The organism is Rhodopirellula sp. SH410 (assembly GCF_055811895.1).
The window spans coordinates 1479746-1497142 of record NZ_CM147949.1 but is presented as its reverse complement, the minus strand read 5'-3'; the positions used below and the strand labels follow the sequence as shown (position 1 = coordinate 1497142).

The following is a 17397-nucleotide window of genomic DNA, read 5'->3' as shown; positions in this document are numbered from 1 at the left end:
ATCAGGTTCTCCGAAATTTGTGATAGGCGCCCCCGCCTGTGGGAAAGACAACAAGCCTCCCGCCCGCCGCGTTGGCGACAACAGACGGAAAGCCTTATCCACTCTACGTCGTTCGAAACGCTTCCGATTGCACAATAAACTCGATCAGCGACCGCAGCGTCAGTTCGTTGGACTTCATATGCGCCACGGCCTCATCGACCAGCGGACGATCGACAATGCCCAGCTCTCGCCCCAAGGCGTACGTCAGCATCTTCGCCGCCAAACATTCTAAAAAGGCGTCCTGCTGCCGCACGAGCTCAGCCTTGAGTGACTCAATCCCGGCAATTTCCGTTCCGTCGGGCAGCTGCGACGAGGCGTCGATGAGCGGGTCCTTACTGCGGATCCGTCCTTCGTACCCATGCGCCTCGCGTTCCCGCCACGCACCCGACGCATCAAAATTCTCCAGCGCGAACCCGAGCGGGTCAATTTGGTTGTGGCAACGGGCGCACTGTGGCAGCTCGCGGTGGATCTCCAAACGTTCCCGCACGGTCGCATCATCAATCCCGGGCACCTTCGGCGCGATGTCGCCCGCATCGGCGACCGGTAATCCTGGATCGATCCCCAAAATATTGTTCAAAACCCATACACCTCGCTTGACCGGCGAGGTGCGCGTCCCGTTCGACGTCAGCGACAACATCGATGCCTGCGTTAAAACACCACCGCGGTGACTCCCCTCGGGCAATGACACTCGACGGAAATGGTCCCCGCGGACACCCCCAATGTTATAAAAACGGGCCAAGCGTTCATTGATCACGACGAATTCGGAGTCAATGAAATTCATCACGCTTAAGTCATTCTGCAAGACTTCGCGAAACAGCGACAGCGACTCCTCGACAATGGAGATTTCCAGATGTCGATCATAGCGGTGATAGAGCTGCCGCGAGGGGGGATTCGCGCCGACTTCGCGAATCCCCAACCACTGACCGGCAAAGTTGGTAACCAACGCGTCCGCTTTGTCATCCGCCAACATCCGAATGACCTGTGCGTGCAACCCATCACGGGTCTGCAGCTCGCCTCGCTTGGCCGCCCGAAACAAGTCGTCGTCCGGCATGCTGCTCCACAGAAAATAGGACAACCGCGATGCCAACTGATAGTTAGACAGCGGCACAGTGCCCACGACATCCGGTTCAGCCTGTGGTTCTGCCAGATACAGGAAGTTGGGCGAAACCAGGATCGCGGTCAGTGGGATCCGAATCGCCTGGTTAAATGATCTCGAATGGGATCTCGCATCGTCGAACAATGCTAGTTTGGAATCGATCTCTGCCGCGTCTGCTCGGCGACGATAGGCGCGATGCAGGAACAGCGAGATCACCTGTCTCGCGTAGGCTCGCTCTTGGATCCCTGGGGCGGCCGGTGGCAATAGTCGCGAGTGACTCTGCGGCGGCCATTGTTCATAGATCGGCCCCTCGATTTCCATCCAGTCAACCCAAGCGGTTGGGCGAGCAAACTGATCATCCCACTGGATCTGGAAGTTCTCGAGTTCTCGTGGAATTTGATAGGCGTACTCAATCGTCAGCCCCGCACTTTCGTCTGAGAAAGTCGCGTCGAATTCATAGGTCCTCATCTCACTCGTCGCGTCAATATCCAATTCGGCTATCAGCTCCGGTTGCCCCGCCAGGTGCCGCGTCACTTCGATGCGAGCGGGGCCGTAGTCGTAAGGTGGGAATGTCTTGAAGTGCTCGAGCCGACCCAAAAATTCCTTTCGTTTACTCGACTCTGCCTCAGGCTTTCGTTGGATCGCCTCCTCGAGCCGTTGCTCCAATAATCGAGTCGCAACAGCCACCACCTCATTTCGGTCCGGCACATCACTGCGCCCGCGGATGCGGATGCGGTACTTGCCAGGATCAGCCAAACGGAAATCTCGAACGTTGAATTTCCGATCCCATGAACCATGATGCATCACTATGCAGTCACCCTCCACCCGATTCTTGCCACCGTTGACGATCAGCCGCTGCCCGCCGTAGGTCACCCGGTTGCTGTCGGAGTTTCCCGATTCAGGCTCAAATCGCCATCGAATGACCGGGGGCTGTTTAGGAACGTGCGGAAAATTATTGTCTGAAATTGTGGCTGAACGCTCTGCGGCCGACCATTCCGACCGCGGAGCGTTCGGCCACTTATTTCCCGCTCGTTCCTTACCTTCGACGAGGGCCTGATCCAAAATCTCGGTCGCCGCATCCAAGTACATTTCCATCAGCAGCGGCGACATCGTCAGAGCGGCGCCGTTGTTATCAAATCCGCCGGTGGGCGGATCGGGTGGGAAATGGGACGTGTCAAAATCGACGCCCACCAGATCCCGAATCGTGTTGTGATACTCGTCTCGATTCATTCGCCGCAGCATGACACCGGCATCCAGCCGTGAACGTTCGGCGTGAATCAATTCAGTGGTTACCGCGTCGACCAGTCCCGCCACCTCGCCGGGTTCGGGTTGGGGCTCATCGGCAGGCGGCATTTGATGACCGTTGAGCACGTCGACGACTTCAGCCCATTTGGCAGCCGTCGCTCGATCATCAAAGGCAGCTGTCAGGTCGCGATCAACCCGGAACTCGCCCTCCGCAAGCTCCGGCCCGTGACAGCGGATGCAGTGCTCGCCGAAAAAACGCTCGGCACTGGCCATCAGCCCCGCTCGGCCGGCCGGAAATGCCTGCTGATCCTGAGCGAATACACCGCCCGCACTCAGCAAATGAGCCAACAGGAGAGCAGCGAGCCGGGGATGACATACCATAGAGATTCCGACACGGAATAGATCGAAGACCAAATTGCCCCTACGTCGTCTCGCGACGAAAAGATCGCTGAGACGCCCGATGGGGATCACTGACGGTAGCGTATTTTTGCCTTTTGGGTACTCATCCGCTATGCACCCGCGTGCTCCGGCGACGTTGAGAGCGCGTCCGCGATAGCTTGAGCGCTGCGTCGACTCGTCCAGTTTCTTTCAATTTCCAGCCGAGCACTTTTCCCCAATTCCAGGCATCGTTTCGGGTCCCGCACAAGACTCTCGATCGCCTGTGCCAACATCTCTGGATCGCGAGGGTCCACAAGCCATCCCGTGCTGCCGTGATCGATCAACTCGGGAACGCCACCCGCATTCGTGCCCACGACGGGCAGTTCCATTGCCATCGCTTCCATGAACGCGACCCCCAACGGCTCGGCATGGCTGGCGAGAACGAACATCTGGGCGGCCTCGAGCTCGTTTCGGATCGCGATGTGACCGAGCGACCCCAGTAACTCGACCGAATCTTCCAGATCGGCCTCCTTGATCTTCGCTTCAAGGATCTTTCGATAGCCAGTTCCGCCATCATCGTCTTCGCCTGCGATCCGGACATTCACCCGGACGCCGGATCGATTGAGCATCACAACAGCGTCCAGTAGGTCTTCAATTCCCTTGCAACGATTCAGCCGACAACACGAGAAAATCCGGGTCGGGGATGCTTCGCCACTTGGATACGGAGATTGCCGAGTAAAACTTGGCAAATCGACACCCATGGGAGCAATCACGACTTGAGAGGGTAAATCTCCGGCCAGCTCGCGACAGACCTGTTCATAGATCTTTTGCGTGATCACGATCGCGAAACGAGCACGCCTCCATTTGAGGCGTTGGTCGTCACCGTATACGCCTAAAGGATTGTGCAGGGTCAGACTGTATTCACACCAGCCGAAACATTTTGCCAGCGATGCAACATAGGCAGAGTTTGCGCAGGAATGCACGTGAACATGTTGAATGCCCTTCGCTTTGGTCAAGCGGTGCAACTTCGACGCGAACGGAATCAACGAGAGCCTTCGGATTCTTTTTGCAAAAGCACCACCGCTCGACACGAGAACCAACTTGAAAACACCTGGATGTCGCATGCAGTCCATCACTGCTCTGCCATAATCAGCCAGACTCAAGGGATAGAGATAGCTGGTCTTTTCTTTTGCTTCGGACGCCCAGTCCTGGGTCGCCAATGCATCGTTTGGCTTGCGCGTCGAAAAGAGCTCAACATCGATGCCAAGCTTTGAAAGCTCCTCAATTTCATGCCAAAAAAAAGAATGCGTTTGGCCCGGAAACTCCGGGATGAGGTACCCGATCAAAGAAGGACGAGACATGTTTGATCTAGAATGAGGAATGAAGATCGATTGAGAGAGGGTTCCACGCGGTTATTTTGGACGCGACAAAAAGGACTCCTGTCCCTCGTCCACTTTCTCCAACAGACGATTGCGTCCGCGAAAACCGCCACATCAACGCAGGTCATTCCGCCGCGGACCGTGACTTCGCAGTGCTCGCGTTTCGCCGAATCGAATCGGAAACCTTCGTGCCAAATCCAGTGATTTGATCCTGAAGTTGAGTCACGTTTCGCACGAGTGATTGATTGACATCAGCGTAGTTGTTCACAATCGAATCAATCATCTTGAAAAACTCATCGCTGACATTCTCACTCGATAAACTAACGACGAAGTCGGACATGCCAACGGACTCCATGTACCGCATGCACTTGGGTCGATAAGCCAGAGAAACCGAAGGAATGCCCATTGACGTTGCACAAACAACACCATGAAGCCGCTGTGAAATCACAATGTCATATTTCGCGAGGGTTCGCTCGCAATCAGCTACACCAGTCAATACCTTCCCAACTTTAAGTTGATGTTCCCGATATGCTGACGCGATCGGATCGGCACGCCTCAAGAACGAACGAAGCTGACGTAGTTGGGCTGTGTTAATCATGTTTCCTATCTGTGATCGCGGTCGCCTGTTCTTGATGACTGCCAAACGGCATGCCCCAATCCGGCTTTTGCTCGAGGCGTCCCATCACCCAATCGTAAACCTGGGACATCTGCTGGGCTTTCGCATCCCAGGTGAACCATCGCTGGACTCGCTCTTTGGCTGCGGTCGATTTTTGCTCAATGAGCGTCGGGTCCGCGGCGACTCGATCGAGGTTCTGTTTTAAAGACGCGACAATTTCATCACGCGATCCCATTTCAATCAGAAATCCGGTTTCGTCTGACACCAGCTCTCCAATTCCCCCGTACCTCACCACCATTGGCACCAGCCCCACGGCCATGGCCTCGAGCGCGACCGCCCCACCAAACTCACGAATACTTGGAAAGACCATTAGATCGGCACGAATTAAATGATCCTGAACCGCTTGGTGCTCGATCGACCCGAGCAATTCGACGCCGTCCGCACACCCTAACTTGACGGCCAGTTCTTTGAGTGTCTCGGACTCCGGGCCCGCCCCGATGATCGTGACTCGGGCTCGCCCCGTCCGAACGAGATCGGCCGCCGCCTCGATCAGCATGTCAGCACCCTTGTACGGCACCAGGCGGCCCACAAAGAGCAGTTCGAGCGGTAGGGTGGCCTGATGCGTTCTCGTTTTCGAAAATCTCGCCAGATCAATCCCGTTCTCGGGGATATAAATGCACTTGGATTGATAGGCCTTGGGCATTTGCTGCCAAGTGTCCTTGGAGCCGATGATCAGTGCACGGGCACCTCTCCGCGTCCGATGGTAGCCAGGCAAAAGTTTGTGACATTCTCGAATGTAAGACAACCACTCCTTCTCTTTGCGGCGCACGCCAGAGAACTGCGTCGGCCAGGGAACGCCACCATTGAGCGGCCCGATAATAAACGGCACCCCGATCGAACGAAGTTTACTCGCGAGATAGCTGGGGGATGTCGGTGAAAGCGGCGTCAAGCGATGAACCAGGTCATACTTTCCCGACCGCAGCTCTTTTTTATAGCGAGACCAAATCAAACGCTCGAAATAGCGATACGTCAGAGATTGCACCGCAGTGACCGTTGTCCAGCCTTTGTTCGCACCACCACGAAGCAGGGTCGCCACTTTATAGGCCGGAGCTGCCACGCGTTCTGAATCGATGGAAACGAAATCCTCTCCCTCGACCCAACCGGCCCTCAAAATGGCGTCGCGATTTCGAACTTGGGTGACCACCGTCACATCATAACCGGGGAGGTTCCGCAGAGCGGACGCATGCGCCCAACCCACCAGTGGTACGCTGAACCATTCCGGATTGCACGCTTCGGCAATCAATAAAACACGATCCTTGTCCATTCAATTCTCATCCGCTAGTCGGTAAGACTCAATTGCCCTGTGCAGCCCATGCAATCGCATCAAGGATCCACAGCGTTAGTTCTTTGATTCGGTGTCGCGGGCGGTGCGCACCCATTCAGTCTGTCGTTTGCCAACAAAGCGTTGATAGATTCCGAGTTTATGCCAGATGTACGCGGGAATCGAGGCCAGCGCTGAAAAGGGCATGATGTCGCGTCCAAATCGCACGAAGGTGATTGCTAAACCAGCCAAAGTCATTGCTCCGGCCGCGCTCAAGATGGCCAGCGGCAGCCAATGCGCCGTCAACAGGGCAATGCCCAAAACGACCACCCATCCCAGCATCGCCCCCACCGCGAGTAACGCCAGCGGTGGCACCGCCAAATCAATCGCCACGGCCAACAAAACCGGACGAAAATGGCCGAGGCCCGTACGCAGCAGCGGTGGCACATCACGTAGAATTGAACCCAAATACCCGTGCTCCCAACGCGTCCGTTGCTCGATCGCAGCGTCGGGGTCGCTCGGCAGGTCGCTGTAAACGCGTGCTCGTTCGCAGAACACCGGGCCATGACCCTGACGTGTCAGCGACAATCCCAACGCCAAGTCTTCGACCAATTCAGACGACGCCAGTTTCGCGTCGCGAATCTGGCGCCAGGGGAACGCCATCCCCGTCCCGGTTAGTAAGATCGGCAACCCCAGGCGATGCATCGCGCGGGCGCGAACCCAGTTCTTGACCAGAAAGGCGAACACCGAAACCGATGCCTCTGGACCGCCGTCGACCGGCATCCGCATCAGATACAATGCCTGAACCGGTCGATTGCTCACTGCTACGGTACGCGCCAGATGCTCGATCGCGTCGGGCTCGAGATCGCAGTCGGCATCGATCACAATCACCACATCGGGTGGATCTGATTCGAGAAACCGGATGCCCGCGTCGAGCGCAAACCCCTTCCCTCGATTCTGTTGATCATGCCGCTCCAGTACGAGCGCACCGGCATCCGCCGCCCGCCTGGCGGTGTCGTCGCTGCAATTGTCCGCCACCACGACACAGCGATCACCCGGCAGTAGGCAGGCGTTGATTTGGTGAAGCGTCTGCTCGATTCCCGCGGCCTCGTTGTGGGCCGGGACCAACACCGCCACCCGAACACGCGGCTGATCCGCATCCGAGCCCGCATCGACCTTGCCCGCCGGCAGCAAGGCGATCAAGCATTCCATCGCAATGATCGCGAGCATCCCCGAGAAGACGATCGCGATCGACCAAGAGACAGCGTCTAGGAATATCAAAATGTGCGTTCTCTTGCCGTGAAGGTTGAATTCCAAGCGAGCATTTAAAACAAGCTCGCCAGTTTTGCCGCTTCGATATCGACGTGATGCCGCTGGCGAACACGTTCAGCTCCCGTGTTTCCCAATCGCACCCATTTTTCCGGATCGCAGGTCAAGCAATCCGCCAGTGCATCGGCGAGCGCGGGCACATCGCCGGCCGGGACCAGCCAACCGCACTCGGCATCTACCAATTCGGGAATGCCCGCAATGTACGTCGAGATCACCGGGCGACGCAGCGCCAGCGATTCCATGATCGCCACAGGCAAGCCTTCCGCAAAACTCGGCAACACCATCGCGTGACTCGACCGCAACCATTCGCGGACTTGCGCCCCGTCCTGCCAACCGGTGATCGTGACATGATCTTGTAGGCCGTGGGAGACGATCAATTTCTCGACCTCGCCACGCATGTCACCATCGCCCACTAAGATCAGTTCAAACGCAATTTGGCGACGCAACATCTCCGCCGCCGCTTCGATCAATAACAATTGGCCCTTTTGCTCACACAACCGTCCCAAACAAACCAGCCGCGGGATTGGTGAGACGGCCCGCTCCGCCTCCTCGTGATCACCCGCCTCAAAAAACGATCCGTCCAATCCACAGTGCACGACATGGATCTTGGACCAATCCGTCCACGCCGACCAACGATAAAGCTGGCTGCGACCGAAACTGGAGACACCGACAACAAACGCGGCCCGGCGTATTTTTTCGGGCAGTCCGATCGCCAACGGGAAATCAAATTCCTCTGGGCCGTGGCAGGTGATGCTGTACGGGATGCCGCTGAGCTGTCCGGCCAGCATCATCACTGTCGCGGAATTGGTACCGAAGTGAACATGCACATGATCGACTCCGCAGCGACGCAGATCGTTCGCAAGCCAACAGGCCTCGGCGAAATAAAACGCGTGTTTGATCCGTCCGGCCCGGGAACCACGTCCAGCACGCCATGCCAAGCGAGCGGCCGACCACCAGCGGACTGGCGACAGGACTGCCGTCACCAAAGTTCGCGCCACCATTGCAAACCGGTGACGCAAAATCGACTTGGTTTGTTTCGCTTCGGCAATGTCATCCGCGTCCACCAGCTCAGACCGCGTGCTACGAACCGAATAACGCTCAATCGAATACCCCAATCGTTCCAACGCCGCGATTTCGCGACGGATGAAACTATGCGAAGTCATGGGATACTGATTCGTCAAATAGGCGATGTTTTTCATGCGGAGGGATCGGTTCCTGGTGCGATTTCGGACTCGGATTCATTGCCCCGACTCGATTTGTACTCAATGAGCGTCGCTTGGCGGCCCGCGATGCGGCGAAACCAAAACGAACCGACACCCAAGAACTCGGCAAACTTACAAATCAGTAGCAAGCCGGACCGTTTCGCCGCAAACGCCCAACCCTTGTCGCTGGCGAAAGCGATCGTCATGCGAGCCCACTGGATCGGCCACACCAGCAATCCCAGCAAACCAACCCTCCAGTCGACCAGGAACAGCATTCCGTTGAGTATCGGAATGATGCCACCCCACAGGACGATGCCGCGAAGCTGAGACCGGGCGACCGGTTCGCTGCGATTGCCGTATCGTTGGAAAGCTTCTGCGGCGGCGTGGCCGAACCGTTTCGCACGTCGCCACCACTGCGAAAAATGATGCAAGTCGGCGTCATGTAACGTCATCTCCGCATCAATGCGACAAATCGACCACCCCTCGCTCCGCAGTCGCTGGCACAACTCGGGCTCCTCCCCGGCGATCATCGATTCGGTGAACCCACCCGCGTCATCAAACGCCGACAAGCGGAACAACGCGTCACCGCCGCACGCGAGTGTCTCGCCTACGGGCGTGTCCCATTCCAAATCAATCAATGCGTTGTAGATCGAATGATCAGGAAAACGCTCGCGTCGGCGGCCACACACGGCCGCCCGTTTCGAATCCGATTCCAAACACCCGATTGCCCGTTCCATCCACCCGGGTTGCAACTGGCAATCCCCATCCAAAAACTGAACCCAGCGGATCGATCCCGGCAGGCTCCGCAACCGCTCGACCCCCGCGTTCCGCGCCCGCGCGGCGGTGAAGGGCACGTCGCGATCCAACTCCACCACGTCAACGCCCAGCGACCTGGCGAACGCCACACTGCCGTCATCGGATCCCGAATCGACGTACACGATCCCGGCATCCGCACTGTTTTTTTGCAGCGAAACCAAGCAAGCCTTCAAACGCTCGCCCTCGTTCCGACCGATCGCAACAATTCCTAATTCAATCAATTGATTTTCAATGATACACGTAGAGAGTGGAACTCACCAAGAGTTTCGATGAATGGCCGTTTCATTTCAAATGCTTCAAATCAACCGACATGACGCGGTGGCGAGTTCGCTCACGAAATTCAGTTCCGGGAAACCGTTTCGACAACCAACTGGTCAGCCACAACCGCCATCCATAACGACGAATCGCAAATCGGTATCTTCCCAACCTGTTTTGCAAATTCAACCGCCGCTGCTCCCCAGCACTGATGGGATCACGCGGTCCGCCGCTGAGTTCGTACCCGCGCCGCTGCAACAGATCGCCGATCCGCGATTCGGACAACCGGAGTTCTTCCGGCGAACATTTGCGTCGCCATTGCTCCACCAGCGTTGGGTCGGGTGCCTCGTAGGTGGTATCGCGATGAAATTCAAGCATCGCTGGATCAAACTCATCCCCCAAAAATTCGCAGATCTGACCGAGTGTTGACTCCGGCTCGACCACCACGTCTTCGGATCGAATCTCCAACCGTTTCGACGCATCGGTCTGTTGGCACAACGCCTGCCAACTCTCTTCAGCATCGATGACAAACTGGGCACCGTGCCACATCGTGCCCGCCCACCCCATCGCCATGCAAGATCTCGCGACGTCCCGACCGTCGCGATATAGATAGATGAACTTGGCATCCGGCCACAGCCTCGTCAGCCGCTCAAAATGACGATGCACCACCGCGCCGTTGATCGGTTTGGGTTCACAGCCGGCCATCTGATCGAACAAACTTTGAGCAATTTGCGGATACGTCTGACTCGGATCGGCATGCAAACCGTTCGTCACGAAACGGCGTTCCGAAGACAAGTATTCGCAGTAGTCCGCAGCGGCGGGCCAACGCTCCGGATCGGTCAACAAATCAATCGCGTACTCGAATTCGCCAAAGCAACAAATTCGCTGATGATGATCCAACATCAAACGTAGCAGCGTCGTTCCCGCCCGAACCGAACCGACGATGAAGTAAGGCTGTGATCCTGTGGTCATCAATGCTCCGATATTGGTGAGGTGGTTTCAGCCGGCGGTTTCCAGCATGGCGTCCAATCAGCCGTCCGTTGGCGAAAGTCATCGCATGTCAGCGCTGGGCTCAATCCAAACCATTCGCTCAACTGCCGCAAGTCGTCATCGAAGACTGCCTTCAGACGACATTGGCTCTCTTCGCTCAAAGTGGGCCGCTGCCGCAACCGCCACCAAGACTTGACTTGCTCCCGAACCGAGGGAGGGACCAAGTTCCGACGCACCCAGCTGATCCCCGGCGCATACACCAATCGATCTCGCCACACATTGTTTCGAATCCGCTCGCTGGAAACATTGCTTGCCGGAACAGATTCCCACTTCGGTTGATGGGGATAGCCCACATAGCTGGCAATGCGTTCCAACTCCGACTGGGAATGGTCTCGCAAACGCCGGAAAAACACCGGCAAGATGTTATCAAAGCCATAGGTATCAATGAAAGGCTTCAACTGGTACGCGTACCGACTGTAATCGATCAGCTCGGGGAATTGGTCAATCGCCTCGTCGATCGGACAGTGGATCACATTCATCGACCATTCATGAATGTAATGGGACACCAACCGGTCAATGGGATGCCGCATCACATACACCAACTTGGCATCGGGACAGTGCTGCCGCAGGCGATCGACGGTGTGAGGGTACGTGGGCAATTTGGTGTAGTGAGTGGACGACTCACCATACAGATCGTCCGACTGCCCTGCGGCCCAAATCGATTGATACCACTCTGGGCCCCGCGCGAAGAGGTCATCGTCGCTGAAGTAATTGGGCTCCTTGGGTTCGGACATGCGGATCCCCGGCTGCAGGGCCAACTGATCGTGCAGCGTGCTGGTCATGCACTTCATGCCCCCGATGACAATGAAGTTCGGTTGTTGAGTCATCGATGCCGCCCCGTCAGTGGATGCCAAAAATTGATCCAAATGTCTCTCCATTCCGCGGCACAGCAGTGCGGCGGTCGACGACCACCCACTTCACGACAGAAGGCGACGCCGCGTCCCAACAACCAAAAGCAATTCGCCCGAAACAACCCGAAGCGTCCGAAATGCTTGGCGTAATAGCGCGTCCGAGCCGCGTAGTAATATCGAGGCCGGCGTTTACGCTGAGTCTGCAGGGATTTGACCGGCGACGATCCACCACGCAGATGGACGACTTTGATTTCCGGGACATGCCGGATCACAAACCCCGCGTCGCGCGCTCGACGACAGAAATCGACGTCTTCGTAGTACATGAAAAAACAGTCATCCAGAGTTCCAATCCGATCAAAAACTTCCCGCCGAATCAAAACGCAAGCAAAGCTAACCCAGTCGGGCTCACATGCGGGGTGCCCGCCATGACCATCGGTTTCCCAGGGTACCGTCGCCCTCGTAAACAACCGGGTAATGGGACCACTGCCCGCCGCATTGACCAATTCGGTCAAGGGACGAAAAAACCGGAAACAACTATTTTGAGCTGTCCCATCAGGCCATCCCAACTGCGGAGAAAACATGGCGGCATCCGGTTGGTCGCACGCGATCTGCGACAACTCCGTCAGTGACGGTGCCGCGACCAGGGTGTCGCTGTTTAAAAGAATGACATGCGACGAATCGGTTTCTAAAAGCCCCAAATTATTGCCCGCCGAAAAACCACCGTTCTGGCCACTCTGGACAACGCGACACCAACCATCCCATCCACTCGCGTCGACGGCGTTTTGAATTTTTTCGTAAGAACGATTGGGCGAATCGTTGTCGACCACGACGACGGACATGCGATCAACCAACTCGTGCTGGGCCAATGATCGCAACAAGTCGATCGTCAAATCGAACGAGTTGTAATTCAGCACCACGACGGAGAGTGGCTTTGCGTCGCCGATTGTATCTGCTGTCGTCAATCTGCCGTTCCCAAAGCGGTTGAGTTCTCGACTGCATTGAACAGGGCAGCCTCAAACAACTTTCCTGCGTCTTGCCACGTGTACTCATTGGCCAAGCGGTAGGCTTGCTCAGACCGGTGACCCCACTGCGAATCATCCATACTCGCGATTTTGACAATTGCCTCCGCCGTGGCTTGCACGTCGCCCGCTCCCACCATGATCCCGCCGCCAAGTTCAATCAGATCCGGACCGGCACCTGCGTCGGTACCAATCACAGGCGTGCCGCACGACATCGCTTCCAAAATCGGCAAACCGAACCCCTCCAGATGACTGGGGAATAGCCAGCCGCGACAGGAAGCGTAGGTCTTCAGAATTTGATCTTCCTCAATTCGCCCCAGCGACTCGACCTGATCAAAAATGGCGAGTTGCTCCTCGTCAGGTTGTTCGCCAAAGGTGAGCAACTCCACCGGTACCTGTTTCGCCGCTAACGCCATGGCGTGAAACGCGTCCGAGCAACCTTTTGATTCAGGTTTTCGATAAACAAGACCGAATTGCTGCGGATTTCGTGGGCTGACCAACAACGACCGATCGACGGGATCAACCGCATTACGCACGATCGTAACCCGTGCATCGGGTTGACGTTTCAAGACTTCATCAACCAGCCGCTGACACAACGTAATGATGTGGCCGCATGAGGAAAGAGTCGGCGTTAACAAATCCCACGTCTGCCCCGGGGCACCGTAATCTTGAAAGAAATAGACCGTCGCCCCTTTCTGGTGACTGATTCCCGGCAGCCAATGCGTGGTTCGCCAATACGTCGCAATGATGACATCCGCATCCGGTAGATCGCGTTCTAGAACCCCCTCATGATGCTCAACGGTCCGAAAAGGAACCTCGTAGTTCTCGTAGTGACTCGGAGGCCCCGCCGGTTCCAGCAGTCGACGTGTGGTGACAATCCGTTTCACCTGAGACTTCAGCGACGGCGTGGCCTTTCGATTGCAAACAATCTCCACGTCATGCCCCAGTTCGATCAGTTCGCGGGCATAGATCGCGATGACACGTTCGCCCCCGGACAGATTGGGCGGCGGGGAAAGAATAGTGATTCGCATGATCTTTATTGACGTGACTGCAGCGGCAAATTTGCGGGTGTTTCTTTCGAGCGTTGGCCGGGTTTGCGGACCAGCATGACTGCGATTTGACGCGTCAGGGCCAGACCCGCAGAGGGGTCATGCCGAATCGCTCGCAGCATCGTCTTGACGGCCATCCATCGCTTGCCCTGCCCATGACACTGCCAAGCGCGTCCGACCAACTGACCCGCAATGTTCTTGCCCGCTGAATGAGGATCCGACTCGCTGGCAGGGCATTCCGGAGGGCAGCCGCGATCGAGCAGATCGCTGCCCGTCTCCGTCCGCTGACGCGAAAATTCCCGAGCGGATTGCTCGTAGAATTGACGCTGCAGCGATCCCTGGGTATGTGTGATCGACTGATCGTGCAGACGGTAGCGATACGCCGGTTGTGGCATATGAATGATCCTGCCACGCGCGGCCAGACGAAATTGCAAATCGATGTCTTCGGCGGTTTGGAACCACTCCCGCGCCCCGCCGCAATCCTCCAACGCCTCGCGGCGGATCAACCAAGTACACAGGTGCGTGACCGTTTTGCCGGCTCGCAGTAATTCGGTCACGTCCCGCTGCTGGCCCTCGCTCGCCAATTCGGCAACCGGGACACCCTTGGAATCCACGGTCGTGAAGGCGCCGCTGACCGCGACAACACTGGGATCCTCCAGCATCGGGGCTTGCCATTCGAACCGCCCGCTTTCCATCCAGTCATCTGCGTCGCAGCGGGCGACCAAGGAAAACCGACAGGCACGGAAACCTACGTTCAACGCTGCGCTGATGCCACGGCACGGACCGTCGATCATGCGAACACGATCATCACGCAATTTCGCAACTGCCTCAACCGTCCCGTCGGTCGATCCGTCGTTGACGATAATGACCTCGCCCACCCGTGCCGACTCCAAACAGGACCCGACGGCTTGCGAGATCGTTGATTCCGCATTGCGAACGGGGATCACAATACTAATACACGAATCGACTGGAGGTGCGTTGCCACTCATCGAATCTTCATCCACGCACGCGATAAACGAAGCGACGTCATCGAAAAAGGCCGCAATCGAATCGCTTGCCAAGCATAGTGCCGAAACGTGTCCATGTGATGATGGTTGAACGCCAACCAAGCATACTTGGCAGCGAACGACTGACGTGATTTCTTGGAATTCCCAGGCCTCCAGTGAGACTCGGCGCCGAACTTAACATCAGCGCCGCGGCGTTTGCAAGCCATCTGCTGCACCGTTCTGGCGCACTCTCGCTGGAGTTCGCGATTGGCACCACTGATCGATCCACTATGGATTCGATACTGAATAACCGTATCGGATAAGTTGGCCACTCGGCCAATCTCCGCCAACCGAAGCCACAGATCGAGATCTTCCGCAGCAGCCAACGAGGTGTCGTAGCCGCTGACCCTGTGGACCGCGTCAAGCCGCATCATTGCCGCCGGATGGCATATCGTGCAGTGACCTTGAGCGAGCAGCGAATCAATCTCGTCATGTTGCTGTGGAAAACCAAAAGGTCCAATCACGCGACCCGCGTTGTCAATCAATTCAGCCTGACCTCCCACGACAACCACGTCCGTTTGCGTTTTAAGAAACGCGATCTGTTTCTCGAATCGATCCGGCAGCGCGATATCGTCCGCGTCCATCCGCGCCAGATAGGTCCCCGATGCGGATGCGATCAACTCACTCAGCGTCGCCACCAAACCCCTGTTCGGACGAACGGTCAGTTGGATGCGATCATCCGAACGCTCGAACTCACGCAATATTTGCGGCGATCGGTCCGTCGAACCATCATCAATCATCAAAAATTCGAAATCAGACTCGGTCTGATCCAAAATACTTTGGACCGCCTCGACAACAAACGTCTCACCGTTATAAACCGGCATGATCACTGAGATCAAAGGTGGCTTCATCATCTAGTATCCTCGCACGGCACAGGCCAGCGTCTTCCAATTCTGGAAATTAAACGGTTGTCGACGTAACATCATCGCAGAATGCCGAAATGCCGAGTACCGCTCGCCGTTAGATAATGCCCGCCAGGCCCAGGTCATGGACTGCTGTTGCGGGTCGACAGGCGTCCAGTCCATGAGGCAGTCCGGCGTAAAATCCAGCTGTCGACGATGGTAGGCCGCTTGCATGATCTTACGCCGATTCTCAATTTGAATCGCATACTTCTTGCTGTTTGTACTTCCAGCATGCTGGCGGTACATCAAGACGTGAGACTCCAAGTTCGCCAGTCGCCCGATCTCTGCCAGACGCAAGTACAGGTCAAGATCTTGGGCCGTCCGATACTGTTCGTCATACCCGCCTACCTGCCCCAGCGCGGCGGCACGAATCATCACCGCGGGATGAACGATTACATCGCCAACGCCTTTCAAAAGTTGCTGCTCGATCTCTTCATGTACCGTTGGCCGGAGTCTGCCGCCGAGATACCCGCTGTAGGAATCAATGTCGAGCACCTGGCCACCGACGGCCACGACGTCCTGGTGATGTTCCAAAAACTCGACCTGAGCCGCCAACCGGAATAGGAGACTGACGTCATCCCCATCCATTCGAGCGATATACTTGCCCCGCGCAACTTCAATGCCGCGATTGAGGGACGCTGTCAGCCCCTGGTTCTCCTGCGTGATCACCCGAATCCTCGAATCCGATTGACCTTTCAGGATCTTAGCTGTCGCGTCCGCAGATCCGTCATCAATGATGATGAACTCGATGTCCTTGAAGGACTGCTTCAAGATACTGCCAATCGCGGTGCGCAAAAACTTGCCCGTATTGTGCACCGCCATGACCACGCTAACGAGCGGTTCAGCCACTACCGGAACTTCTCTGGGCGAGGTCAATTCAACCATATCCTGTCTCGAGTTAACTCCCTATCGCTGCATTGCTCCATCGGACAAACCCGTTCGTCTAGGGCTTGGGGTGACGCCCCATGAGCTTGTTCTTGATTTTCCTGGGGACCGCCGTGATCGCACGGCGAATCTTGCGAACGGTATGTTGCGCCCGGGTACGGTAGATCCTATCTTCGGGAATGAACCTTCGTTGACTTGGAAGCCACACCCGGAAATTACGGTGTCGATTGATTTCGGGAGCAAGTTCGGCAGCATCGCGACCGTGTATCAGACGGCAGGGACGATAGAAAACGGCGGGAGAATGCGTTCGAAAGTTCCATTCCGCCCCGTCGAGAGTGTAGAACCGAACTTCACTTTCGAGCAGTGCGACGGTGAACGCATCCTGGTCGTTGAGTTCCTGCTGGCCCTCATAGTCGCGACCGGAATCGGTGCCGGCGGAGTCCAAATAACTTTCCCGCTGCTGTTCATATAGGTCACGCCAAGCAGCCAGGAAGGCCCGCGTCTTTTCATTGCCGCGAAAAGCGAAGACACCGGCATTGAACTCACATAATGCTGAACCCCAGTCGGGTGCCAGGGCAACAGGTCGCTTGACGGGTACGGTAGCAGCGACAAGATCCACCTTCGTCAGCAAGTCGATTGCCGGCTGCAAATCTCCAATCACCATCGTGTCCGAATCGAGATAAAAAGTGATTCCGTCGTGGTCGTGAGCTTCAGCAAGATAATTCAGTCGATCCCGCAAGTCGCCGACACGAGGTCGGATAATCACTTCGTCGAACAGACTGCCAGCATCACCAACACTTGCCAAATCGGTCACCAATGCCACTCGCGTATTTGGCATCACTTGACGAAGCGATCGAACTGAACCCTTCGCCTCATCCACAAATCGGGAACCGAATGCCACGTAGAGAAACAGTACATT

15 protein-coding genes and 1 pseudogene are annotated in these 17397 nt (G+C 56.5%); all 16 read right to left on the bottom strand.

Annotated features, from left to right (window positions below):
• Positions 1 to 103: 103 nt before the first annotated feature.
• Positions 104 to 2761 (bottom strand): DUF1592 domain-containing protein, encoded by a 2658-nt coding sequence (locus SH410x_RS05690; RefSeq protein WP_473675419.1) that lies wholly within the window; start codon positions 2759 to 2761, stop codon positions 104 to 106.
• Between the two features lie 128 nt (positions 2762 to 2889).
• The gene (gene epsE / locus SH410x_RS05685; protein WP_473675417.1) at positions 2890 to 4119 is read right to left on the bottom strand and encodes an exopolysaccharide biosynthesis GT4 family glycosyltransferase EpsE; all 1230 of its coding nucleotides are present in this window, start codon (positions 4117 to 4119) and stop codon (positions 2890 to 2892) included.
• Positions 4120 to 4261: 142 nt separating this feature from the next.
• Complete coding sequence (locus tag SH410x_RS05680) at positions 4262 to 4477, bottom strand: hypothetical protein (RefSeq protein ID WP_473677454.1); 216 nt, start codon at positions 4475 to 4477, stop codon at positions 4262 to 4264.
• Between the two features lie 48 nt (positions 4478 to 4525).
• Positions 4526 to 4735, bottom strand: a pseudogene (locus tag SH410x_RS05675) (polysaccharide pyruvyl transferase family protein); the annotation flags it as partial.
• A complete protein-coding gene (locus tag SH410x_RS05670) occupies positions 4728 to 6077 on the bottom strand; it encodes a glycosyltransferase family 4 protein (protein ID WP_473675415.1) in 1350 nt (449 codons plus the stop codon). The gene SH410x_RS05670 and the pseudogene SH410x_RS05675, both read right to left, overlap by 8 nt.
• Positions 6078 to 6152: 75 nt before the next feature.
• Positions 6153 to 7355 (bottom strand): glycosyltransferase family 2 protein, encoded by a 1203-nt coding sequence (locus tag SH410x_RS05665; protein WP_473675413.1) that lies wholly within the window; start codon positions 7353 to 7355, stop codon positions 6153 to 6155.
• A 44-nt stretch (positions 7356 to 7399) separates the two neighbouring features.
• Positions 7400 to 8602, bottom strand: a complete 1203-nt coding sequence (locus SH410x_RS05660; protein ID WP_473675411.1) for a glycosyltransferase family 4 protein — start codon at positions 8600 to 8602, stop codon at positions 7400 to 7402.
• Positions 8599 to 9642 (bottom strand): glycosyltransferase family 2 protein, encoded by a 1044-nt coding sequence (locus SH410x_RS05655; RefSeq protein WP_473675409.1) that lies wholly within the window; start codon positions 9640 to 9642, stop codon positions 8599 to 8601. The genes SH410x_RS05660 and SH410x_RS05655 overlap by 4 nt, the downstream gene beginning before the upstream one ends.
• 61 nt (positions 9643 to 9703) lie before the next feature.
• The gene (locus SH410x_RS05650) at positions 9704 to 10648 is read right to left on the bottom strand and encodes a sulfotransferase family protein (protein ID WP_473675407.1); all 945 of its coding nucleotides are present in this window, start codon (positions 10646 to 10648) and stop codon (positions 9704 to 9706) included.
• Complete coding sequence (locus SH410x_RS05645) at positions 10648 to 11553, bottom strand: sulfotransferase family protein (protein ID WP_473675405.1); 906 nt, start codon at positions 11551 to 11553, stop codon at positions 10648 to 10650. Before SH410x_RS05645 ends, SH410x_RS05650 begins: the two co-directional genes overlap by 1 nt.
• Complete coding sequence (locus SH410x_RS05640; protein WP_473675403.1) at positions 11550 to 12539, bottom strand: glycosyltransferase family 2 protein; 990 nt, start codon at positions 12537 to 12539, stop codon at positions 11550 to 11552. Before SH410x_RS05640 ends, SH410x_RS05645 begins: the two co-directional genes overlap by 4 nt.
• Positions 12536 to 13627: a glycosyltransferase family 4 protein gene (locus SH410x_RS05635; RefSeq protein WP_473675401.1), complete on the bottom strand. Its 1092-nt coding sequence runs from the start codon at positions 13625 to 13627 to the stop codon at positions 12536 to 12538. The genes SH410x_RS05640 and SH410x_RS05635 overlap by 4 nt, the downstream gene beginning before the upstream one ends.
• 5 nt (positions 13628 to 13632) lie before the next feature.
• Positions 13633 to 14634 carry a glycosyltransferase family 2 protein gene (locus SH410x_RS05630; RefSeq protein ID WP_473675399.1) on the bottom strand — a complete coding sequence of 334 codons (1002 nt, stop codon included), beginning with the start codon at positions 14632 to 14634 and terminating at the stop codon, positions 13633 to 13635.
• Positions 14631 to 15545: a glycosyltransferase gene (locus SH410x_RS05625; RefSeq protein WP_473675398.1), complete on the bottom strand. Its 915-nt coding sequence runs from the start codon at positions 15543 to 15545 to the stop codon at positions 14631 to 14633. The genes SH410x_RS05630 and SH410x_RS05625 overlap by 4 nt, the downstream gene beginning before the upstream one ends.
• Positions 15546 to 16442: a glycosyltransferase gene (locus SH410x_RS05620; RefSeq protein ID WP_473675397.1), complete on the bottom strand. Its 897-nt coding sequence runs from the start codon at positions 16440 to 16442 to the stop codon at positions 15546 to 15548. It lies immediately after the preceding gene.
• Between the two features lie 94 nt (positions 16443 to 16536).
• Positions 16537 to 17316, bottom strand: coding sequence for a hypothetical protein (locus tag SH410x_RS05615; protein ID WP_473675396.1), 780 nt, complete (start codon positions 17314 to 17316; stop codon positions 16537 to 16539).
• Positions 17317 to 17397: the final 81 nt, after the last annotated feature.